The sequence below is a fragment of the Lysobacter ciconiae genome (genome assembly GCF_015209725.1).
In the GTDB taxonomy this organism is placed as follows: Bacteria; Pseudomonadota; Gammaproteobacteria; order Xanthomonadales; family Xanthomonadaceae; genus Novilysobacter; species Novilysobacter ciconiae.
The window spans coordinates 691901-714343 of the sequence record NZ_CP063656.1 but is presented as its reverse complement, the minus strand read 5'-3'; the positions used below and the strand labels follow the sequence as shown (position 1 = coordinate 714343).

Annotated in this window: 18 protein-coding genes; 2 read left to right on the top strand and 16 right to left on the bottom strand. The window is 68.5% G+C overall.

The window, feature by feature from the left end:
* Positions 1-35: 35 nt before the first annotated feature.
* From INQ41_RS03215 to INQ41_RS03145, 15 genes are all read right to left on the bottom strand, one after another.
* Entirely contained in the window at positions 36-1355 is a 1320-nt protein-coding gene (locus INQ41_RS03215; RefSeq protein WP_193986154.1) for a TonB family protein, read from the bottom strand.
* Complete coding sequence (locus INQ41_RS03210) at positions 1342-1713, bottom strand: BlaI/MecI/CopY family transcriptional regulator (protein ID WP_193986152.1); 372 nt, start codon at positions 1711-1713, stop codon at positions 1342-1344. Before INQ41_RS03210 ends, INQ41_RS03215 begins: the two co-directional genes overlap by 14 nt.
* Positions 1714-1866: 153 nt before the next feature.
* Complete coding sequence (gene tkt, locus INQ41_RS03205) at positions 1867-3858, bottom strand: transketolase (RefSeq protein WP_193986150.1); 1992 nt, start codon at positions 3856-3858, stop codon at positions 1867-1869.
* A 92-nt stretch (positions 3859-3950) separates the two neighbouring features.
* On the bottom strand, positions 3951-5255 hold the full coding sequence (locus tag INQ41_RS03200; protein ID WP_193986148.1) for a dicarboxylate/amino acid:cation symporter: 1305 nt from the start codon (positions 5253-5255) through the stop codon (positions 3951-3953).
* A 60-nt stretch (positions 5256-5315) separates the two neighbouring features.
* Positions 5316-7010, bottom strand: coding sequence for a BatD family protein (locus tag INQ41_RS03195; RefSeq protein ID WP_193986146.1), 1695 nt, complete (start codon positions 7008-7010; stop codon positions 5316-5318).
* Positions 7010-8812, bottom strand: coding sequence for a tetratricopeptide repeat protein (locus INQ41_RS03190; protein WP_228076687.1), 1803 nt, complete (start codon positions 8810-8812; stop codon positions 7010-7012). Before INQ41_RS03190 ends, INQ41_RS03195 begins: the two co-directional genes overlap by 1 nt.
* 58 nt (positions 8813-8870) lie before the next feature.
* Positions 8871-9899 carry a vWA domain-containing protein gene (locus INQ41_RS03185; RefSeq protein ID WP_193986142.1) on the bottom strand — a complete coding sequence of 343 codons (1029 nt, stop codon included), beginning with the start codon at positions 9897-9899 and terminating at the stop codon, positions 8871-8873.
* Complete coding sequence (locus tag INQ41_RS03180; protein WP_193986140.1) at positions 9896-10384, bottom strand: DUF4381 family protein; 489 nt, start codon at positions 10382-10384, stop codon at positions 9896-9898. The genes INQ41_RS03185 and INQ41_RS03180 overlap by 4 nt, the downstream gene beginning before the upstream one ends.
* A complete protein-coding gene (locus INQ41_RS03175) occupies positions 10384-11277 on the bottom strand; it encodes a DUF58 domain-containing protein (protein ID WP_228076686.1) in 894 nt (297 codons plus the stop codon). Before INQ41_RS03175 ends, INQ41_RS03180 begins: the two co-directional genes overlap by 1 nt.
* Positions 11274-12302, bottom strand: a complete 1029-nt coding sequence (locus tag INQ41_RS03170) for an AAA family ATPase (RefSeq protein WP_193986138.1) — start codon at positions 12300-12302, stop codon at positions 11274-11276. The genes INQ41_RS03175 and INQ41_RS03170 overlap by 4 nt, the downstream gene beginning before the upstream one ends.
* Positions 12303-12448: 146 nt before the next feature.
* Complete coding sequence (locus tag INQ41_RS03165) at positions 12449-14401, bottom strand: type IV pilus secretin PilQ (RefSeq protein ID WP_228076685.1); 1953 nt, start codon at positions 14399-14401, stop codon at positions 12449-12451.
* Positions 14402-14420: 19 nt separating this feature from the next.
* A complete protein-coding gene (locus tag INQ41_RS03160) occupies positions 14421-14975 on the bottom strand; it encodes a pilus assembly protein PilP (RefSeq protein ID WP_193987184.1) in 555 nt (184 codons plus the stop codon).
* On the bottom strand, positions 14975-15640 hold the full coding sequence (locus tag INQ41_RS03155) for a type IV pilus inner membrane component PilO (RefSeq protein WP_193986136.1): 666 nt from the start codon (positions 15638-15640) through the stop codon (positions 14975-14977). The genes INQ41_RS03160 and INQ41_RS03155 overlap by 1 nt, the downstream gene beginning before the upstream one ends.
* Entirely contained in the window at positions 15637-16398 is a 762-nt protein-coding gene (locus tag INQ41_RS03150) for a PilN domain-containing protein (protein ID WP_193986135.1), read from the bottom strand. Before INQ41_RS03150 ends, INQ41_RS03155 begins: the two co-directional genes overlap by 4 nt.
* The gene (locus INQ41_RS03145; protein ID WP_193986133.1) at positions 16398-17456 is read right to left on the bottom strand and encodes a pilus assembly protein PilM; all 1059 of its coding nucleotides are present in this window, start codon (positions 17454-17456) and stop codon (positions 16398-16400) included. Before INQ41_RS03145 ends, INQ41_RS03150 begins: the two co-directional genes overlap by 1 nt.
* Positions 17457-17700: 244 nt before the next feature.
* On the opposite strand from INQ41_RS03145, the gene INQ41_RS03140 reads away from it, so the two are divergent.
* Positions 17701-20190, top strand: a complete 2490-nt coding sequence (locus INQ41_RS03140; protein WP_193986131.1) for a penicillin-binding protein 1A — start codon at positions 17701-17703, stop codon at positions 20188-20190.
* A gap of 30 nt (positions 20191-20220) precedes the next feature.
* Positions 20221-20895: a hypothetical protein gene (locus tag INQ41_RS03135; RefSeq protein WP_407074246.1), complete on the top strand. Its 675-nt coding sequence runs from the start codon at positions 20221-20223 to the stop codon at positions 20893-20895.
* Between the two features lie 64 nt (positions 20896-20959).
* Here the strand turns inward: INQ41_RS03135 and INQ41_RS03130 are convergent, their stop codons facing one another.
* Complete coding sequence (locus INQ41_RS03130) at positions 20960-22252, bottom strand: citrate synthase (protein WP_193987181.1); 1293 nt, start codon at positions 22250-22252, stop codon at positions 20960-20962.
* Positions 22253-22443: the final 191 nt, after the last annotated feature.

The following is a 22443-nucleotide window of genomic DNA, read 5'->3' as shown; positions in this document are numbered from 1 at the left end:
CTCCCGCGAAGGCTGGTGCACGTGCCTAGCGCCGGTCAGCCGATGGGGTCTGCAGGCGGGGCAGGAGGCGAAGGTGGTGCGGGAGGCGCAGCGGGTGCAGGAGGCGCTGGCCCTGCGCCCGGGCCAGCCGCGGGCGCAGGCGGAGCTTTTGGCGCCGCCGGGGGTGCCGGCGGTGCCGGCGGATCCGGCTCGAACGAGACCGGCACCCGGACCTTGCCCGCGACCGGCTTGCCGTCCTGCATCGGCGGGTTGAGGGTCCAGTTGCGCGCGGCGTCGATCGCTGCCTGATCAAACACGCCGGCCGGCTGCGAGCTTTCCACCTCGACCGCGGAAACTTTTCCCCGCGCGTCGAGCTGGAGGAGCAGCACCACCTTGCCGCCGATCCCCTGCTCCGCCGCGCCCGCCGGATAGCGTGGTGGCGGCATCCTCCCGCCAGGACGGATATCGCCAATGGTCTGCGAACCCCCCGGCTGCGCGGCCCAGGCGCCGACGCCCATGGCCAGGGTGAGCGCGGTGACCGCGACGGTGCCGGCGATCCAGCGGGGCAGTCCAACAACGGGTTGCTTGAGCATCTCGATTCTCTCCTTGAGTGGATGGCTGTAGCCCCAGTGGCATCCCAGCGGCAGGGGCTGACCGGCCAGCTGGGTCTTCAACATCGCCTCGCCATAGGCGCGGCGCGATTGCGGGTATCGGGCCATCACGCGCTGATCGCAGGCCAGCTGCTGGTCGTGGCGGAAATGCACCGCCGCAACGTGCACCAGCGGGTTGAACCAGAACAGGCAGCGCAGGCCGGCGGCAAACGCGTTGACCTGCAGATCGCCGCGACGGATGTGGGTGGACTCGTGGGCACGCATCAACTCGCGTTGCTCGTCGTTGTAGCGTTGGTCGAAGTCCAGCGGCACCACGATCCTTGGCCGCCACAGGCCCATCGCCGCCGGCAGGCCCTCGGCCACGCTCGCCTGCCGGGTACCGTCGGCGCGCTCGTGCACGTGGCCCAGCGCACGGTGAAAGCGCCGTTGCTGGAGGGCAAAGTGCACCGCCATCGCGGCCACGCCGGCGATCCAGATCGCAAGCAGGAGTTCTGCCGGGTCGACGGGAGATGGCGATGCGGGGGCTGCCGTTGCGGCAGTCGGAAGCGCGGCCAGAGCGCCGATCCAGTGCGGTTGCAGCGAGAATCCCGCCAGGGGCGCGAGGACTGCGACCAAAGACGCGGGCACCGCGAGCCAGGCGGCATAGGCACTGGCGGCGCCGAATCCCCGCCGCAGCGGGCGGCGCAGGAGCCACACCAGAGCGATCGCGACGCTGGAGGCGAGCGCGGCGCGGCCCAGCAGCATCGCGAACTCAGCGGCGCTCATCGTCGATCTCCGCCAGCAGTTCACGAAGCTGCGAGACGTCCTCGGCAGTGAGCTTGCGGTGGGCGCTGAAGTGAGCCACCAGCGGCGCGATGCGGCCATCGAACAGGCGGTCAAGCAATCCCGAGCTTTCCGTGTTCACCCAGTCGGCGCGCTGCAGCACCGGCGAGTAGAGGTACCGCCGGCCCTCCTTGCTCGCGCTGATCGCGCCCTTGTTGAGCAGGCGGTTGAGCAGGGTCTTGATGGTCGCCTCCTGCCAGTCCTGGCTGGGGCTCAGGGCGGCGACCACGTCCTCGGCCGCCAGCGGCTGCTGCTGCCAGAGGACTTCCATGACGACCGATTCGGCTTCGCTGATCTGCATTGTTTACGCCCGTAATCTTTTCTCCAGATTACGAATGTAAACGATGACGTCAAGCGGAATTTTGAACCCGCCACGCAGCCAATGCGGCAATGCCCGACCGGGCATTGCACCGGGCGCCTCCGGGTCCCGGACGCGCCCGGTCGCGGGAAGCGCTCAGCCCAGCGCGCGCGCCGCCCGAACGACGTGGTCGACGGTGAATCCGAAGTGCGGGAACAGCTTGTCCGCCGGTGCACTCGCGCCGAAGGTGTCGATGCCGATCACCGCGCCATCCAGGCCGACATACTTGGCCCAGAAGTCCGTTACCCCGGCCTCGATCGCCACGCGCTTGCGGCAGCCGCGCGGCAGCACCGATTCGCGGTACTCCTCGTCCTGGCGGTCGAAGACGTCGGTGGAGGGCATGGACACCACGCGCACCGCGTCGCCCAGTTCCTCGGCCGCCTTCATCGCCAGGCCGACTTCCGAACCGGTCGCGATCAGGATCAGCTCCGGGTCGGCGCCGCCGTCGCGCAGCACGTAACCGCCGCGGGCAATGTCGCCCAGCTGGGCGTTGTCGCGCGGCTGGTGGTCCAGGTTCTGACGCGAGAACACCAGGCAGCTGGGACCGTCAACCCGCTCGATCGCCGCCTTCCAGGCGACCGCGGATTCCACCGCATCGCAGGGGCGCCAGACATCGTTGTTGGGGATGTAACGCAGGCTGGCCAGGTGCTCGATCGGCTGGTGGGTCGGGCCGTCCTCGCCCAGACCAATGGAGTCATGGGTGTAGACGTGGATGGCGCGCGCGCCCATCAGCGCGCTCATGCGCACCGCGTTGCGCGCATAGTCGCTGAACACCAGGAAGGTCGCGTCGTACGGAATGAAGCCGCCGTGCACGCTAAGGCCGTTGCTGATCGCGGTCATCGCGAACTCGCGCACACCGTAATAGATGTAGTTGGCGTCGCGGTCATCGCCGGTGACCGACTTGCTGCCGCTCCACAGGGTCAGGTTGGAACCGGCCAGATCCGCTGAACCACCGACCAGCTCGGGCAGGTGCGGCGCGAACGCCTCGATCGCGTTCTGCGATGCCTTGCGCGAAGCGATCACCGGGCCGTCGGCCTGCAGCTTGGCGATGAACGCATCGGCGGCCTCGGCGAAATCGTCGGGCAGTTCGCCGTGCGAGCGGCGGACCAGCTCCGCGGCCTCGAGGGGGAAACGGGTCGCGTAGTGGTCGAAGGCCTCGTTCCACTGATCCTCGCGGAACCTGCCGACTCCGCCCACGCGCCAACCCTCGTAGATCTCGTCCGGAATCTCGAACGCGCCGTGCCCCCAGCCCAGCGCCTTGCGGGTGGCGACGATTTCATCCGCGCCCAGCGGCGAGCCGTGGCTGGACTCGCTGCCGGCCTTCTTCGGCGAGCCATAACCAATCGTGGTCCGGCAGCACAGCAGGGTGGGCTTGTCGCTGCTCAACAGCGCCTCATCGATCGCGCGCTTGATCGCGTCCGCATCGTGGCCGTCGACGCCGCGCACCACGTTCCAGCCGTACGCCTCGAAGCGCGCCGGCGTGTCGTCGGTGAACCAGCCGGCGGTGTCGCCGTCGATGCTGATGTGGTTGTCGTCCCAGAACGCGACCAGCTTGTTCAGCCCCCAGGTGCCGGCGAGCGATGCGGCCTCGTGCGAGATGCCCTCCATCAGGCAGCCATCGCCCATGAAGACCCAGGTGCGGTGGTCGACGATGGCGTGCTCGGGCCGGTTGAAGCGCTGCGCGAGCAGCTTCTCGGCCAGCGCCATGCCGACCGCGTTGGCCAGGCCCTGGCCCAGCGGACCGGTGGTCGTTTCCACGCCCGGGGTCATGAAGTTTTCCGGATGGCCCGGCGTGCGCGATTCGAGCTGGCGGAACTGCTTCAGGTCCTCGATCGAGAGGTCATAGCCCGACAGGTGCAGCAGCGCGTACTGCAGCATCGAGCCGTGGCCGTTGGACAGCACGAAGCGGTCGCGGTTGAACCAGCCCGGGTTGGCCGGGTTGTGGCTCAGGTAGTCGTTCCAGAGCACCTCGGCGATGTCGGCCATGCCCATCGGCATGCCCGGATGGCCGGAGTTGGCCGCCTGGACGGCGTCGATGGCGAGGAAACGGATGGCGTTGGCAAGGTCGCGGCGGCTGGGCGTGGGCATGGCGGATCCAGGAATGGGGGGCGGCCCTTGCAGACTCGCTGCAGGGCAGTCGCCCATTGTCGCCGGTTCCGCGCGCGCGGCCAAACGCGCCCTCACTCGGGCAGTTCGACGTGGGCCCTGCCCGCCTCGCTGTGTGAAATCACCACGGTGCCGACCAGATCGCCGGTGACGTTGACGCAGGTCCGGCACATGTCGAGGAAGCGGTCGACTCCCAGGATCAGCCCCAGCCCTTCAGGGGGAATCCCGAACATCACCAGGATCATCGCGATGACCGGAAGCGAACCGCCCGGCACGCCGGCGGCGCCGACCCCACCGAGCACGCACATCAGCACGATCAGGACCTGCTGGCCCAGGCTGAGGTCGATCAGGAAAAACTGCGCCAGGAACAGCACCGTCACGCCTTCGAACAGGGCCGTGCCGTTCATGTTGGCGGTCGCGCCCAGCGTGCAGACGAACCGGCCGATCCGCCGCGGCGTTGCCAGCTCCTCCTCGGCCACGCGCAGGGTGGTCGGCAGGGTCGCGCTGGAGGACGAGGTCGAGAACGCGGTCAACATCGCCAGTTGGGCGCGACGGAAGAAGAACAGCGGCGACATGCCGCCCACGAAGCGCAGCAGCAGCGGGAACACGACCACCATGTGCAGCGCCATCGCGCCGGCCGCCACCAGCACGTACATCGCCAGCGGCTTGAGCGCGGTAAGCCCGACCTTCGCCGCCAGGCTGAACATCAGCGCGAAAACCGCGTAGGGCGCGGTCCGGATCACCCAGTCGATCAGTTTCAGGCTGATCTCGTAGGTGCCCTGCACGGTGCCGACAAACGCGTTGACGCCCGGCGTGCGCATCACCGTCGCGGCGATACCGAACATCAGCGCGAAGAACATCACCGAGATCAGCTCGCCGTCGGCGGCCGCCTGCACCGGGTTGCGGGGCACGATGTTGAGCAGGATGTCGATGCCCGACAGCGACTCGCGGTGGGTCATGATCGCCGCGCTGGCCTCGGATTCGCGCGCCATCAGCGCCTCGCCGACCTCGCGTGACATGCCCGCGCCCGGCTGGAACACGTTGACCATCAGCATGCCGATGGCGACGGCGATCGCGGTGACCACCAGGATGTAGAGCAGCGTCTTCAGGCCGATCCGGCCCAGCGACTCGGGATCGCCGATCTCCACCACGCCCAGCACCAGTGCGGAGAAGATCAACGGGATCACCAGCATGAACAGCAATCGCAGGAACAGCTGGCCGACGGGGTCGGTGACGTAGCGCATGAATACGTCAGCGCCCGGCACCTGGGCCGAGTACACCAGCAGCCCCAGCAGCAGGCCGGACGCGAAGCCGATCGCCATCTTCCAGTGCAGCGGCATGCGGGTCCGCGGCGCGGTGTCAGGCGTGGAATCGGTCATCAGTGCACTCCCCGGTGGCAGCGGCCGAGCGTAACAAACCCGCGCTCGCCGAGGCCTGCCTCAGCGCGGTGGATACAGCGGCGGCAGCAACTCCGTGGGGGTCGTCGCGCCGCCCTGGCTGTCGCGCCATTGCGGACCGCGCGCGAAGGCCGATCGCAGCTGCTGTCGCGCATCGACCCCGTCGCCGTCTCCCCAGCGTGCGCGCTGCATGGCCCCCACTGCCTCGCGTTGGGCCGGATCGGCAAGCCGGGCACGCGCCTCGTCGATGTCGGCCGCAGGCGGTCGCGCCAGCGCGCACAGCCGCGTGGCGACCTCGTCGAAGTCGCCGTGATCCAGCGACCTGGCGAAGCCGGCCAGGTCCGCGGGTGCCAACTTTTCGCCCCGCACAACCGGAGCGGCAACCGCGCCGGCGGCAGCGCCGGACGTGGTCGCCGGCACGCGGTGCAGCCCCCACAACAGCGTCAGCAGCCAGGCCAGGCCGAAGCCCACGGTGGCGATGAGCCACGGCTGGTGATTCACGGGGCCGCCCTGCGCCGCACCGGCTCCAATGTCAGGGCCAGTGCGGTCGGCGGTTGCAACACTTGGTGCGTTTGAGATCGCCGTAGCGGACCCGCTGCTGGACGCTGCGGCCACTTCAAGGGCGAGCGCCGGCAGCTCGGCGGTACGCGCCTGTCCGGCCACGGCATCCCACCAGGCCATCTGTGGACCGGGAATACGCAGCGCCCCTGGCTGCGCGGGCACCAGCGCGAACTGCCGGCGCAGGGTGACCTGGGGTCGACCATCGACCCAGCGCTCTTCGGTCTGCACCGGCTCGGGGAACACCTGCGCGCCGGCAACCTCCGGCAGTCGCAGTTCCGGCAACTGCGACGCGCTTGCGCCGTCAACCACCGCCTCCACGGTGAGCGTGGCCGCCGCACCGGCCTCGGCACTCTGCGGCGTCGCCAGATAGCGCAATTCCAGACCCTGCAGCGGCAGCCAGGGTTGCGGCGCCTGGGCCGGAATCGGTTTCACGCTCAGGGTCATGGCGGGCGCCTTCGCCTGCAGGCTGTCGCCGCGCCCCATCAGGTCATCGAAGAACCCGCTCACGCCGCGGCCGCGGAAGATCGCGCCGGGCACCTCCACCGGGCCGCTGCGGTCAGGAACCAGCAGGTAGTGGCGCTCGACCACGCTGTAATCGCGGCCGCCGATCTGGCGGTCAAAGCGCAGGTCCTCGCCGACCTGGGTCAGCGAGACGCCCTGCGGTGCGGGCTGGTCGAGCTGGCCCGACACCAGCGGCACCGCCGAATACAGCCGCACCGTCCAGCCAACCGCCTGCTGTACGTAGGGCGAGGCGTCGTCTGGCTCGCTTTCCAGGAAGACGTCGGCGCCCGCCTGCGACGGGGTGGCCGCACTTGCGGGCGCCACCGTCAGCGGCAGCGGATTGGTCTTCTCGCCACCCACCGCGATCCCGGGAATCGTCAACAGGCCCTCGCGCCGCGGCTGCAGCGCAACGGCATACAGGGTGCGGCTGGTGACCTTGCCACCGCCCAGTTCCACCTGGCGACGACTGGTGTGGCCACCGATCGCGAAATCCGCCTGCAGCGGCGCGTAGTCCGGCGCGGTGCCGGTGTCGGTCTCGATATTGAGCGTCGTTGTCTCGCCCATCGCGATGTGGTCGCGGTCCAGCCACGCCCGGGTCCTGGCGCTCGCGTCCAGGCTGACCAGCAACAACAGGCAGGCGAGCGTCTGCAGGATTCCTCGGGCCATGGGCTTCATCAATCGGTGTTCCCTTCGCGCTGGCGGCGCTCGTATTCGATCCGGAACTTGCGCCGCAGCAGGCCGCCGGGATCATCGGGTATCCGCCGCAGCCAGGCCTCGTTGGCAACGCGCCGTTCGCGCTCATCGGCACTTTCGGGCGTCGCATCGGCAGCGGCGCCGCCGTCGGTTTCGGCGTTATCCGCCGCGCTTTCGAGCGCTTCACGCATGCGCTCGCGCTGCGCCGCATCGGCGGCCGCCTGGGCCTCGGCGTCGGCGGCTTCGGGCTCGTTGTCCGTCCCGTTCTGGGCGTCGCTGCCTGGACGGGAAGACTTGTCCTGCTCGTCCTGCGCCGCCGGCGTATCCCCGCCGCGACCGTCGCCGGCATCCTTGTCATTGTCCTGGTCCGTCGCCGGGTCTTTCTTCTGACTGTCGGCATCGGACGAAGGGTCGCTGTTGCCGGAGCCCGCATCGTCGTCGCCCTTGGGCTCCCCGGACTCTCCCGAAGACGACTTCGGGCCCGGCGGCGGCTTGCGCTTCATCGCCGCTTCCACCGCCCGCCGGTTGGCGATCGCGTCCTCCATGGTCGGCGCCGCCTTCAGCGCCTCGTCATACGCGGCGATGGCGTCGGCGTACCTGCCCTGGCGGGCAAGGGCGTTGCCGCGGTTGTAGTGCGCGTCCGCGCCGTCGACATCGGCGTAGATCTTCGCCGCCGCTTCGAACTTGCCGCGCCGGTAGGCCGCTTCCGCGTCCTGCATGGTGCGATGCGCGCGCTGGTCCGGCCGTTGCCACAGGTCCGCCGCAAATGCGTCGCGACCCGGCAGCCAGAGGCACACCACCAGCAGCAGGACGGGCGCGCCGCGACGGAACGCGAGCAGCGCCAGCAGCATCAGGGGCAACAGCAACCAGTAGCCGTCGTCCTGGCGGGTGGTGACCGAAGTGCCCGACTCCGCACCGTCTGCAGCGCCGGTGCCATGGCGGGAATCCAGTACGCCGAGCGTCGCGAGATCGTCGTTGCTTTCCGCTAGCGCGGCGTAGCGGCCGCCGCCCGCCGCCGCGAGGTCCTGCAAGGACGCATCATCGCGGCGCGCGACATCGATCGCGCCGCCGGCGGTGCGATACGGCGCTCCCTCCGCCGTCCCCAGCCCCAGGGCCGATACCGTGTAGCCACGCGCCTTTGCCTTGGCGGCTTCCGCCCGTGCCGCCGGAGTCGCGTGATCGCTCAACAGCAGGATCGTACCGTCCTGGTAGCCGGCCTGGGCCAGCAACTGCGCCGAGCGGGCGATCGCCCGGTCCGGCCGCTGGCCATCAACCGGCATGACATCGGGGTCCAGCGCATCCAGGAACAGGGCGACGTTGGCGGTGTCGGCGGTCAGCGGCGCCACCGTGAACGCCTCGCCCGCCCAGGCGACCAGGCCAACCTGCCCGCCTTGGCGACCGGCCAGCAAACTGGCCAGCTTCACCCGCACCCGTGCAATCCGCGAGGGCGGCGTGTCCGCAGCCAGGCTCGCGCTGGACAGGTCGACCGCGACCACCAGCGGCGCGTCCTGCGTCCACAGCGGTTGCTGGACCTCGCGCAGGCTGGGACCGGCCAGGGCCACAACGGCGAGGCTGAACGCCAACGCGGCAATCACCGGCGCGAGCCAGCGACGCGAGGCCGGGCCGGGCTTGAGCAGATGCGGCAACAGATGGGCGTCCACCGCCTGCGTCCAGATGCTGGCGCGGGTGCGGCGGCGCTGCCACCACCACGCCAGCACCGGCAGCAGCGCCAGCGCCCACAGCCAGTCGGGCCGCAGCCACTGCAGTTGCGCGAGCGCGGACATCACCATGGCCTCCGGCGCGGCGCGGCGAAGCCGAGCAGGCCCAAGCCGAGCGCCGCGATCACCACGACCTCCGGCGCGGCGCGACGAAGCCGAGCAGGCCCAAGCCGAGCGCCGCGCCCAGGGGCCAATGGTAGCGTTCGATCCGCGGCCTCACCGCCTCGCCGGGTTGCCGGATCGGCTCGAGCCGATCGATTTCGGCGTAGATGCCTGCCAGCTGCGCGGTGTCGCGGGCCCGGAAAAACCGCCCGCCGGTGCTTTCCGCGATCTGCGTGAGCGTTGCCTCGTCGACCTCGTCCTCCCCGGCGGGAACCGGCAGCTGGAACCCGAACACCGACATCGCGCCGTCACCCCCAAAGGCGACGGTGTAGACACGCACGCCAGCGTCGCTCCCGAGCTCCGCGGCCTTCAGCGGTTCCAGCATCCCCGCGTTGTTGACGCCGTCGGTGAGCAGGATCAGCACGTGCTCGCCGGACTCGCGATCGTCTGCGCCGCTGACCAGACGCTTTACCGCCAGGCCGATGCCGTCGCCGATCGCGGTTTCCCGACCGGCCAGTCCGACCACGCTGTCGCCGAGCTGTTGGCGTACCGTCGCCAGATCCAGCGTCGGTGGCGCCAGCACATACGCGCGCTGGCCAAACACCAGCAAGCCCACCCGATCGCCTTCGCGGTGGTCGAGGAAGTCCGACAGCACCGCCTTCGCCGCCGTCAGCCGGTCCACCCGGCGCCCGCCGAGCATCATGTCGGGCTCGCTCATGCTGCCGGAGAGATCCAGCGCGACCATCATCTCGCGCCCCGATTGCGGCGGCATGACCGCCTCGCCGACCTGTTGCGGTCGCGCCGCCGCCAGGCACAGCAACACCCATGCGGCCCATGCCAGCCACGCGCCAGCGTTGCGGCCGCTGCCAGCCACGGTCGCAGCCAGACCTGCCAGGCGATCACCGAAGGGCACCGCCAGGGCCGGCGCCGAACTCCGCCGGGCCGGCAGCACCCGGCGCGCCAGCCAGGGCAGCGGCAGGGCCAGCAGCAACCACGGCCACGCGAAACCATCAAGCCAAACGCCCACGGTATTCGCCAGCAGGCCGCTCATCGGCCCAACATCCACTGCTGGAACCGCGCGCGCGCCAGCGAGCGCAGCGCTGCGACATCGGCCGGGTCGACCTTCCGCCGAAACGCACCCTCCAGCAGCAGGCGACCGGGCTCACCGGCGAACCGGCCTTCCGCCTCGTTGGCCCGGCGTTTGCGCCGCGCACTGCCGGTCGGGCGATTGAGAAATGCCAGCCATGCATCGCCCTGCAGGCGGTCCGCTTCCGGATCGATGCGGCGCGCGGCACGGCGCAGAAGCTGGGAGATCGCCGCCACTTCGGCGGTCGGGGTTGCCGCCTCATCCAGGGCATTGTCGAAGATCGCAGCGATCTGCCTCCGGCGCCGCGTGCGTCTCCAGCGGAGCGCGATGACGATGCCCAGCACGAGCAGGAGAGCACCGGCCAACAGCCACCATCCCGGCGCCGGTGGCCAGAACGGCGGCGCCGGCGGCTGATGGATATCGCGCAGCAGCAGTGTCGGATCCTGCATCACGCCACCAGCGCGGGGCGTCGGTCCTGCAAGGCGAGCCAGGATTCGCTGGTGGCATCGCTGGACAGGACGTGGACCCGCACGCCGCGGGTCGGCAGCGTCTTCAGCGCTGTCTGCACCGGGGCGGAGAACTCGGCGTCCCAGCGCTGCCGCGCCGCATCGCCGGCCAGATCGACCTCGACCCGATGGCCGCCTGTCTCGAACGGCAGGACCGCAGGCGGGGGATCTGCTTCAAGCGTATCGGTCAACAGCAGCAGGACGACCTCCTGGTGGCGCGCCAGCGCGGTCCAGCGCGACGCGGGCATGGCCGCGACACTGGCGGGATCGGCCAGCACCAGCACCCGCGAACCCGGACGGAGCACCCGCTGGGCATGGTCCAGGGCGACCGCCAGGCCCTTGTCGTCATCGGGCGGTGCGGCATACCAACGCGCCAGCGCCTCGATCACCCGCAGCGCGCCACGGGCGCCGCCGGCAGGGGAAACCGGCGGCTCGATCGTGGAACCGCGCAGCGCGGCGACCCGGTCGCCGTCCCGTATTGCCGCCCATGCCGCGATGGCGCCGGCGCGCGCGGCCTGCACCGACTTGAAGCGCACCCGGGTACCGAAATACAGGTTGGCCGCAGTGTCGGCGACGATCAGGCTCAAGCGCTCGCGCTCGGCCTGGTAGAGCTTGGTGTGGGCACGCCCGGTGCGGGCGGTGACCCGCCAGTCGATGTGGCGGGCGTCGTCGCCCGCGGCGTATTCACGCGACTCGGCGTACTCCATGCCACGGCCCCGCATCGGGGAAATCGCCTGGCCGCCGCCGTGGCTGCCCCGGCGCGGCGTCCGGCGCCCGGTCACTGCGGCGCGCAGTGCCACAAGTTCCTCGATCGCGGGGATGACCCCATCGCTCACGGCAACGGCACCTTCGCAATGAGTTCGGCGACCAGGCGGTCTCCGTCCCAGCCCTCGGCGGTCGCTTCGTAACTGGGCAACACGCGATGGCGCAGCACGTCCGGCGCCACATCGCGCACGTCGTCGGGGGTGACAAAATCCCGCCCCAACAGCCAGGCGCGCGCACGCGCGCAGCGCTCCAGGGCGATGGATCCGCGGGGGCTCGCGCCCCACTCGATCCGCCGCGCGAGCGCGGCGTCGTAGCTGCTGGCGTCGCGCGAGGCCAGCACCAGTTCCACCAGATAACGCTCCACCATGGGCGCGACGTGCAGTTCGAGCACCTCGGCGCGCGCCGCGAAAACGTCTTCCAATGGCAGCTTTTTCAATGCCGGCTCGGTGTGGGTCAGCGCCCGCCGCGCCTGGTTGCGTGCCAGCTCCAGAATGCGCGTTTCGGCGTCCACGTCGGGATAGCCGATCCGCACGTGCATCAGGAAACGGTCCAGCTGCGCCTCGGGCAGGGGGAAGGTTCCCTCCTGCTCGATCGGGTTCTGGGTCGCCATCACCAGGAACAGGTCCGGCAGCGGATAGGTCGCCCGCCCCACCGTCACCTGGCGCTCGCCCATCGCCTCCAGCAGCGCCGACTGGACCTTGGCCGGCGCGCGGTTGATCTCGTCGGCCAGCAGGATCGGGTGGAATACGGGGCCGGGCATGAACTCGAAGCGACCGTCCTGCGGCCGCCAGATCTCGGTGCCGGTGAGGTCGGAGGGCAGCAGGTCCGGCGTGAACTGCACACGGGCGAACTGCGCGTCCAGCCGCGATGCCAGCGCCCGGATCGCAGTGGTCTTGGCCAGGCCGGGCGCGCCTTCCACCAGCAGGTGGCCATCGGCGAGCAGTGCAATCAGCAGCCGTTCCACCAGCCGCGACTGGCCGATGATCTGTTCCGACAGCGCGCCGCGCAGGTCGTCAAACGCGGCCTGCAGCCGGCCTGGCGCGGCATGTTCGGCGGGCTCGGCGGCAGGAGCGAAATGGTCGGTCACATGGTCCATCAACAATCCCGGTTGCGGCCCCGGTTGCGGGCCTCGCGCAAGTTTGACCCAAGTGGGCGTGACGGGTTCAACGCGTTGCCGTCGACGTTCAGCGTCCACCAAAAAAAACGGAGCCCGAAGGCTCCGTTTTCCGTTCCACCGCCGGATCAGTTGCGGTGGTTGCGCTGCGACACTTCCAGCACCTTGGGGGTGACGAAGATCAGCAGCTCCGCCTTCTCCTTCTGGCGACCCTTCTTCTTGAACAGGTTGCCAAGGAAGGGGATGTCGCCCAGGAAGGGCACCTTGCTCGCGTCTTCGCGGTCGCGGAACTCGTACACGCCGCCGACCACGACGGTCTGGCCGTCTTCCACCAGCACCGCGGTGTTGACTTCGCGGGTGCTGATCTGGGGCACGTCGCCGATACCGGTCTTGACGAAGCCCTCGATCTCGTCCTTCTTGACGTTGAGGTTGAGGAACACGCGGCCGTCGTTGGTGATGGTCGGGGTGACCTTCATTTCCAGCACGACTTCCTTGAACTGGACGCTCGGGGTCGCCACACCACCCGCCGTCGCCGGCTGGATGGTCACGTAACCCACTTCCTGGCCCTGCTTGATGACCGCTTCACGCTGGTTGCTGGTGACGATGCGCGGGTTGGAGATCACCTCACCACGGCCCTGGGTCTGCATCGCCGACAACTCGATGTCGAGCAGGTACCCGGCATTGAGGATCGACAGCGCAACCGCGCCGGCGGGGTTGGCGACGGCCAGGTTGCTCATCAACCCGCGAGTGATTGTGGTTGCGGCGCTGGAATCATTGACCGAATTGAGGTTTTCCTTGTTCGCCTCCAGATTGCCGCTGAAGCCGACATTGTCCTTGGTGCCACTGACCCCAAACCGTGCTCCCAACTCACGCGAGAAGCTCTCCGTGGCCACCACGACGCGCGCCTCGATCACCACCTGGTCGACCGGACGGTCGATCACGGCGATAAGTTCCTTCATCTCGGCGACCTTCTTCGGCGTGTCGCTGACCATCAGGGTATTGGTGCGATCGTCCGCCACCAGACGGCCACGCGGGGACAGGAAACCGGTGTCGGTGTTGCTGCCCGAACCACCACCGCTGCCGCCACCGCCACCGCCCGAACCGCCCACGCCCTTGGCCTCGGTCAGCGCCGTGTAGATCTGGCCGGCGTTGTGGTAGTTGATCTGGATGTACTCGGTGACCAGCTCGACGCGGTTGGACATGGCGATCCGCGCGTCTTCACGGGCCTGCTCATGCTGGGCCAGCTCGGCCTGCGGAGCGACCCAGACCACGTTGCCGCTGCGGCGCTTGTCCAGACCCTTGGCCTGCAACACGATGTCCAGCGCCTGGTCCCACGGCACGTTGATCAGGCGCAGGGTGACGTTGCCCTGCACGGTGTCTGCGGCAACGATGTTGAGGTTGGATTCCTCGGCGACCAGCTGCAGCACGGTGCGCACGGGGACGTCCTGGAAGTTGAACGTGACCGGACGGCCACCGTAGACCTTGGTCTCCGTCGTCGCCATGCCCGTGGTTGCGCCCATCGCCGGCGCACGGCTCGACTTGGCCGCCGTGGCCACCTCGGCGCGCGGCACGATCTCGACCACGTAGTCCTTGCCGGTCTGGTAGGCCATCGACTCGAACGGACCGCCGGTGTTGAGTACCAGGGTGGTGCCACCGCCGCTGCTGCGCGCTTCGATGTTGTCCACCGGAGTGGCGAAGTCGGACACGTTCAGCGGTCGCTGCAGGTTCGCCGGCAGCGAGGCGTTGGCCACGTTAATGACCACCGAGTTGCCCTGGCTGCGCATGTCCGGCGCAGCACCTTCACCGGTGAAGCTCAGGATCAGGCGACCCGCGCCCCCGTCGCCCCGCTTGAAGTCGATATTGGACACCGACACGGTTCCCGGCACCTGTTTGGCGGGATCCGGGCTGGAGGCCGGGGCGACGTGCGCACCGGTCACCTGACCCGGTTCGGCGCCCACCGGTCCGGCGGCATGGACGCCGCTGACGGCGGCCATCGCCCCCAGCAGCAGGCCCAAACCTGTATTGCGGAGCACCATGGGGCGCTGCGCACGTGGCGATCGTATGGCTTTGTAAACGGTCATCGTGCTAATTCCCCAATCCTTATTGATCTTCCAAGGTGAGCGACGCCGGACGTTCCAGCCAGCCCCCCGCACCGTCCGACACCAGTTCCACCAACTCGATGCGGTCCTCGAACACGCCGGTTACCCGGCCGTCGCTCTGACCCATGTACTCACCCCGGGTCACTTTGTAGGTCACCTTGTCGGGCGCCATCACCAGGGCCACGGTTCCACCGCCGCGGCCCAGCGTTCCGACCATGTCCAGCGAATCCAGCGGGAACTGCTCCAGCGGCACCTTGCGCCGGTCCGAGTCCGGCCGCGGGCCGCCGCCGTTGTCGCGGTCAGTGAATGCATTGCTGAAAGGATCCCGCAGGCCGTGCGCGGCATATTCGAAGGTTTCGAACTGCTGCATGATCGGCAAGGGATCCAGCGGTGGCGCCGGTCGCGTCTTGACGTCGGCGACCCAGCCTTCCAGGTTCGGCGCGTCGCCGTAGGTGCTGGTCACGCCGCGGGTGCAGCCGGCCACGGCCACCAGGGCCACGGCCACCAGCAACAGGCGTGGCGCTCCCGCACGGCGGCGGATGGTCGAGTTGCCCATCATTTTGCCCCCTTCTTTTCAGCATCCGCGGCAGCGCTTTGCTCCGCCATTTCTTCCTCGTCCAGGTAGCGGTAGGTCTTCACCGTTCCGGCCAGTTCCAGCGGCGAGTTGGCGGTGATGCCGGTCTCTTTCGCTGCGCCGCGCGGCTTCAGCGAGATGTCGTGCATCGTCATGATCACCACCCGTGGCAGCGAGGCCACGCCGCTGACGAAGCCACCGAACTGGTGATACGAGCCGACCATGCGCAGGGAGATGGGCTTCTCGGCGTAGAACTCCTTGGGCTGCTCGGGACCGGGCTGGAACAGCTCGTTGGTAATACCGGTCGCCAGTGCGGTCTGCGAGATGTCCACGATCAGGTCGGGCATCTCGGTCTTGCTTGGCAACTGGCGCAGCATCTGCTGCAGCTGCTGCTCCATCTCGGCCAGCTGCAGCTTCAGCGGCTCCAGGTTGGACGCCCTGCCCTGCTTGGTTTCGAAGGTGCTGCGCAACTCGGTTTCGGTCCGCTCCAGGCTCTCCAGGGTGTCGCGCTTGTCACGCACGAACAGCCACCAGCTGAGGCCCACGATCAGCAGGACCAGGATCACGCACAGGCCGACCTTGGCCTGTTGCGGCCAGCCGCCGATGTTGTTGAAGTCCAGTTCCTTGATATTGATTTTCTTGCTCACGACGCGGCTCCACTCTCAGGGGCATCGACCGGTTCGGCGGCGTCATCGCTGGCCTCGTCCGCGGGTGCGGCAAGGTCGGCAGCGTCTTCGCCGCGAGCGGCGTCGCTCAGCGGGGTGATCGTCGCGGCCGCCGGGACCGCGACGCCGTCGACGGGGGGCTCGGCCTGGGCGATCGGCGCGTCGGCAACACCATCGCCGTCCTCGTCACTGGGCGCGCTGGGGTTGGCCAGCTTGACCTGCAACTTGAACTCGTACGGCAGACCCTGTTCGAAGCCCTTGGCCTCGATGATCGACAGCTCGGGTCGGGTCATCCAGCCCGAACCCTCCAGGTTGCGCATGTAGGTACTGACGCGTGCATTGGACTGCGAGCGCCCTTCCAGGGTGAGCGTCTCGTTGTCCTGTTTGATCGAGGTCAGCACGACCCCGTCAGGGATGGTGCGCACCAGCGAATCGAACAGATGGACCATCTGCGAACGGTTGGCCTGCAGCTCCTCGATCACTTCCTTGCGCGCCAGCAGCTGGGACTTCTTGCGGTCCAGCTCGTCGATCTCCTCGATCTTCTTGTCGACCTCGGCGATCTGCGCCTTGAGGTAATCGTTGCGCTCGGTCTGGCCCTCGATCTGGGCGTTGTGATACCAGATGATCAGGAACGAGAGCACGACGGCGCCCAGCGCCGACAGCGCCAGCAGCATCATGGTGTCCTTCTGGCGCTGCTTGCGGCGCTCGGCGCGCCACGGAAGAAGGTTGATCCGTGCCATCAGTCGAAACTCCTCAATGCCAGGCCGCACGCGATCATCAACGCCGGAGCGTCCTGCGCCAGCGCGTGCGCCTGCACCCGCGGCCCCAGCGTCATGTGGGCGAGCGGGTTGGCGACCATCGTCGGCACGCCCAGTTGCTCCTCGACCAGTGGCGCGATGCCGGCGATGGCCGCGCAACCGCCGGCCAACACGATCTGGTCGACGCGGTTGTGCTCGCTGCCGGCATAGAAGAACTGCAACAGGCGGCTGACCTGCTGCACCAGGGCCTCCTTGAACGGATCCAGGGTCTCCGTCTCGTAGGTCTCCGGCAGTCCGCCCTGGCGCTTCGCCAGACCGGCTTCCTCATAGCTCAGGCCATAACGGCGCATGATCTCGTCGGTCAGCTGTTTGCCGCCGAAGACCTGCTCGCGGCTGTAGATGCTGCGGCCCTGGCGGATGACGTTGAGCGTGGTCATCGTCGCGCCGGCGTCGATCAGCGCCACCAGCCCGTCGCGCGGGATGGGCAGCTGATCGACAATCAGGGCGAACGCGTTCTCGATCGCGAACGCTTCCACGTCCATGACCTGGGGGATGAGCCCCCCAAGCTCGAGCACGGAGGCACGGACCTCGACGTTCTCCGAGCGCGAGGCGGCCAGCAGCACCTGCACCGACTCCGGGCTGCCGGGCATCGGCCCGAGCACTTCGAAGTCGAGGTTCACTTCCTCGATCGGGTACGGCACGTAGTTGACCGCTTCCAGCTCGACCTGGGCTTCCAGATCATCGCCGTCCAGCTCGGCCGGCATCGGGATCACCTTGGTGATCACCGCCGATCCGGAGACGGCTGCTGCGGCGTGTTTGGCGCGGGTGCCCGAGCGCGCCATGGCGCGCTTGATCGCCTCGCCAACCGCCTCGGGTTCCACGATGTTCATCTCCACCACCGCGTTGGGCGGCAACGGTTCCACCGCGTAGTGCTCCACGCGATACCGGTTGCCTGCCCGCGACAGCTGCAGAAGCTTGACCGCAGTCGAACTGATATCCACGCCGACGAGTGCCGACTGGCTCTTCTTGATGACGCCCAAAGTTATCTCCCCTTGCCATCAGATGCTGTACGCACCGCTTGTGGCCGACCCTTAGATAACGGACTTTTCACAAGCCCGCAAGCACTTCCATCCCCAACTGCCCACCAGTGCCCGTTTCTGTCGCAAATGGGCTTGCCCCGGTCCGCAGTATTCCAGACCTGCGCCGCATTGTCTTGAGGCGCAGCAGCCGCAGGATGCTCCTCTATACTTGCCGATTGCCGAAACCGTCATCCGGACTCACTCGATGCTTCTTCGCTTCCGACGTTTCCTGCGCTGGGCCGTGCTGGCGGCAATGGGCCTTGCGGTCCTGGGCGTGCTCGCACTGGCGACCGTCTACTACCTGATCTCGCCCAAGCTGCCCGACGTGGAATCGCTGCACAACGTCGAGCTGCAGGAGCCGATGTACGTGTACGCGCGCGATGGCCGCCTGATGGCGGTGTTCGGCGAGACCCGGCGCTACCCGGTCGATATCGCCGATGTGCCCGAGCACCTGAAGCAGGCGTTCATCGCGATCGAGGACAGCCGCTTCTACGAACACAACGGCGTTGACTACCGGGGCGTCGCGCGCGCCGTGTGGCTGCTGGCCACCACCGATGACAAGCGCGTCCCCGGCGGCTCGACGATCACCCAGCAGGTCGCGCGCCAGTTCTTCCTGAGCTCGGAGTACAGCTACACGCGCAAGATCGCCGAGATGATGCTCGCCTGGCGCATGGAAAACGAGCTGTCCAAGGACGAGATCCTCGAGCTGTACCTCAACAAGAGTTTCTTCGGCAACCGCGCGTACGGCGTGGCGGCGGCGGCGGAGTTCTATTACGGCAAGAAGCTCGACGAACTGGACCTGGACGAGATTGCCTCGCTGGCCGGCATTCCCAAGTTCCCGTCCAGCGGCAATCCCCTCAGCAATCCGGACCGCGCGAAGATCCGGCGCGACTACACCCTGCAGCGCATGGCCGAACTGGGCTTCATCAGCGCTGCCGATGCCGCGTCGGCGCGCGCCGTGGCCATGCATGCCAGCCCGCACGAGCCGCCGCTGCAGATGTACTCGCCGTACGTGGCCGAGATGGTGCGGCAGGAGATGATCGCCCGCTACGGCGCCGAAGCGCTGACCCGCGGCTACCACGTCATCACCACCATCGACCCGCAGATGCAGGCCGCGGCCAACCAGGCGGTCCGCGACGGGCTGGTGATCTACGACAAGCGCCACGGCTGGCACGGCGTGGAGCAGCACTTCGATCTGGCCGAGGACGAAGACGTGGCGACGGTGCATGCGCGGCTGCGCACGGTCCCGGTGCAGTCGGACATGCTTCCCGCGATCGTCCTGTCCACGGCCGGCAACGGCGCGAGCGTGGTCCTGCCCAGCGGACGCGAAGTCACGCTGGAGAAGGGCCAGGGCTGGGGCGGGCGCACGCCCGCGCAGCTGCTCAAGCGCGGCGACCTGGTCCGGGTACACCGGGTCGCAACGCCGGCGAAGGACGCCGACGCGGATGCGGCGGAACCGGAACTGCCGAAATACGAGTTGACCCAGCTTCCGCGCGCGGAAGCGGCGCTGGTGTCGCTGGAAGCCGACACCGGCGCATTGCGCGCACTGTCGGGCGGCTTCAGCTTTGCCGGCAGCAAGTTCAACCGCGCCACCCAGGCGCGGCGCCAGCCGGGCTCCAGCTTCAAGCCGTTCCTCTACGCCGCCGCACTGGAGCAGGGCTTCAACCCCGCATCGGTGGTGCTGGACGCGCCGGTGGTGTTCAAGGACCGGCGCGGACGCGAGTGGCGCCCGCAGAACGACGACGGCCGCTTCTCCGGACCCATGCGCTTGCGCGAGGCCCTGGTGCGCTCGCGCAACCTGGTCTCGGTGCGCCTGCTGGACACCATCGGCGTCAACTACGCGCGCAAGTACATCAGTCACTTCGGCTTCGAGGAGGCGAGCCTGCCACCCAACCTGTCGATGTCGCTGGGCACCGCTTCATTGACCCCGCTGTCGGTCGCGCGCGGTTATGCGGCGTTTGCCAACGGCGGCTTCCTGGTCGAGCCGTGGTTCATCGAAGAGGTCCGCGATCGCGACGGCGCGGTGGTGTTCCAGGAGAACCCGGCCACCGCCTGCCGCAGCTGTCGCGGCACGGATGCGGCATCGGCGGCGCCGGTCTCGGCGGTCGTGGGCGGATTCAATCTGGGGCCTGCCACCGCGGCCCCGGTCGAGAGCGCACCTGAGGCGGAAAAAGAACCAGCAGCGCCTCCGCGCGAGGACATGATCGTCGCCCCACGGGCCATTGATGGCCGCGTCGCCTACCAGATGGTCTCGATGATGCGCGACGTCGTCCAGCGCGGAACCGGCGTGCGCGCCAAGGTACTGGGTCGCGAGGACGTGGGCGGCAAGACCGGGTCCACCAACGAGCATCGCGACGCGTGGTTCTCGGGATTTGGCGGCGAGCTTGCGACGACCGTCTGGGTCGGCCGCGACAACTTCAAGCCGCTTGGACGTGGCGAGTACGGCGGCGCGGCGGCACTGCCGATCTGGATCGACTTCATGCGCGCGGCGCTGGAGGATCGTCCCGTCAGTCCCAACACTCCGCCCGATGGCATGGTGCAGGTGCAGGTCGCGGCCAACGGCACGCTGATCCCCGGCGGAAGCGGCGGCCTGACCGAGTGGGTGAAGGTCGAGGACCTGGAGCGCATGCAAACCGACACCGCGTACTATGACGAGTCAAACGAGCCCGCTGAGGAAACCTTCGACATCTTCTGACGCACCGCGCGTCGCAACGGGAGGCAGACCGTGTCAAAGCGCCCCCTGAAAACCGCCCGCTCCGGCCGCCGCGAATCGCACTCGCGCATTCGCGACGGCGTCGCCCGCGAAGCGGCACGGCTGATCAGCACCGGCGAGGCCGGCAACTACCCGCAGGCCCGGCGCAAGGCCTCCGAGCGACTGGGCGTGATGGACAGGACCCTGCTGCCGGCAAATGAGGACATCGCGCAGGCGCTGCAGGACTACCAGCGCCTGTTCCGGCCGGACACTGCGGCGTTGTCGCGGCGCTACCGCGAGGCGGCGCTGGAAGCCATGGAGTTCCTCGCCCCCTTCCAGCCAAGACTGACCGGACCGGTGCTGGAGGGCACCGCCGATGCGCAGAGCGTGGTCACCCTGCACCTGCACGACGATGACGCCGACGCGGTCGCCCACCACCTGCAGCAGCACGACATCCCTGCCGACGCCGATCGGGTCCGGTTACGGCTGGACGCGCACCGCGAGGACACCTTTCCGGTCTGGCGGTTCTTCGCCGGCGATGTCGCCTTCGAGCTGGTCGGCCTGGCATCGCTGCAGGTCCGTCAGGCGCCATGGGCGCGCGGTGACGACCAGCCGATGCGCCGCGCCAGCGCGGCCCAGTTGCGGCGCCTGCTGCAGGATCCCGACGTGGCGCCGGACACAGCTGCGGGCAGCTCACCGCACGCATGAAAAACCCCGCTCGGGGCGGGGTTTTCATTGACAGCGTGAAGTCAGCGGGCGGCCGGTAAACCGGTCAGCGCTTGTCCACGCCGACGTAGTCACGGTTGGCCGGACCGGTGTAGATCTGCCGCGGACGACCGATCTTGTTCTCCGGATCGTCCTGCTGCTCCAGCCAGTGCGCGACCCAGCCGGCGGTGCGTGCGATGGCGAACATCACGGTGAACATCTCCACCGGGATACCCAGCGCCTTGTAGATGATGCCGGAGTAGAAGTCGACGTTGGGGTACAGCTTGCGCTCGACGAAGTAATCGTCCTGCAGCGCCGCCTCTTCCAGCTTCATCGCCACGTCCAGCAGCGGGTCGTTGATGCCGAGCTCGCCGAGCACCTCGTGGGTCATCTTGCGCACCAGGGCGGCGCGCGGATCGTAGTTCTTGTAGACGCGGTGGCCAAAACCCATCAGGCGGAAGCCCGAATCACGGTCCTTGGCGCGGTCCACCGCCGACTGCACGTTCTCGGGGCGGCCGATCTCGGTGAGCATCTTCAGCACCGCCTCGTTGGCACCGCCGTGCGCGGGGCCCCACAGCGCGGCAACGCCAGCGGCGACGCACGCGTAGGGGTTCGCGCCGGTGGAACCGACCAGGCGCACGGTCGAGGTGGACGCGTTCTGCTCGTGGTCGGCGTGCAGGATGAACAGCAGGTCCATCGCCTTGGCCGCGATCGGGTTGAGCTCCAGCGGCTCGCTCGGCACCTCGTAGAGCATGTGCAGGAAGCGGGTCGTGTACTCAAGGTTGTTGCGCGGATGGTTCAGCGGCCAGCCGACCGAATGGCGGTAGCAGGCGGCCGCGATCGTCGGCACCTTGGCGATCAGGCGGATGGCGGCCAGGCGGCGCTGCGCCGGATCCTCCAGGTCGAGTTCATTGTGGTAGAAGCTCGCCATCGAGCCGAGCATGCCGACCAGCATCGCCATCGGATGGGCGTCATGGCGGAAGCCGCCCAGGAAGCCGGTAAAGGCCTCATGGATCATCGTGTGGTGGGTGACGTCGTGCTCGAAAGCGGCGAACCCGGCCTTGTCGGGCAGCTCGCCGTTGATCAGCAGGTAGGCCACTTCGAGGAAATTGGACTTCTCGGCGAGCTGCTCGATCGGGTAGCCGCGATACAGCAGCACGCCTTCGTCGCCATCGATGTAGGTGATGGCCGACTTGCAGCTGGCGGTGGCGGTGAAGCCGGGGTCGTAGGTGAAGCAACCGGTGGCGCGCGGCACCTTGGCGATATCGATGCACGGAGCGCCCAGGGTCGGGTGCTGGACCGGCAGCTCGACGGTCTTGCCGCCAACGGAGAGAGTGGCCTGATCGGCTGAGGCGTTCAGGCTGGACGACGAATCGGACACAAAATGCTCCTGCTGTCTGCACGTTCGCGCACGGCGCGAAACGGGAGGGGGACAAAGGATCGCAACCAATGGCGAACACCCAATTATCGCACAATGCCCTACCGCATGGACGCGGCAGCGGTCGCCACGGGTGGCCCAATGCGTTGCGCAGGCGTCGCTGAAAGCAACAA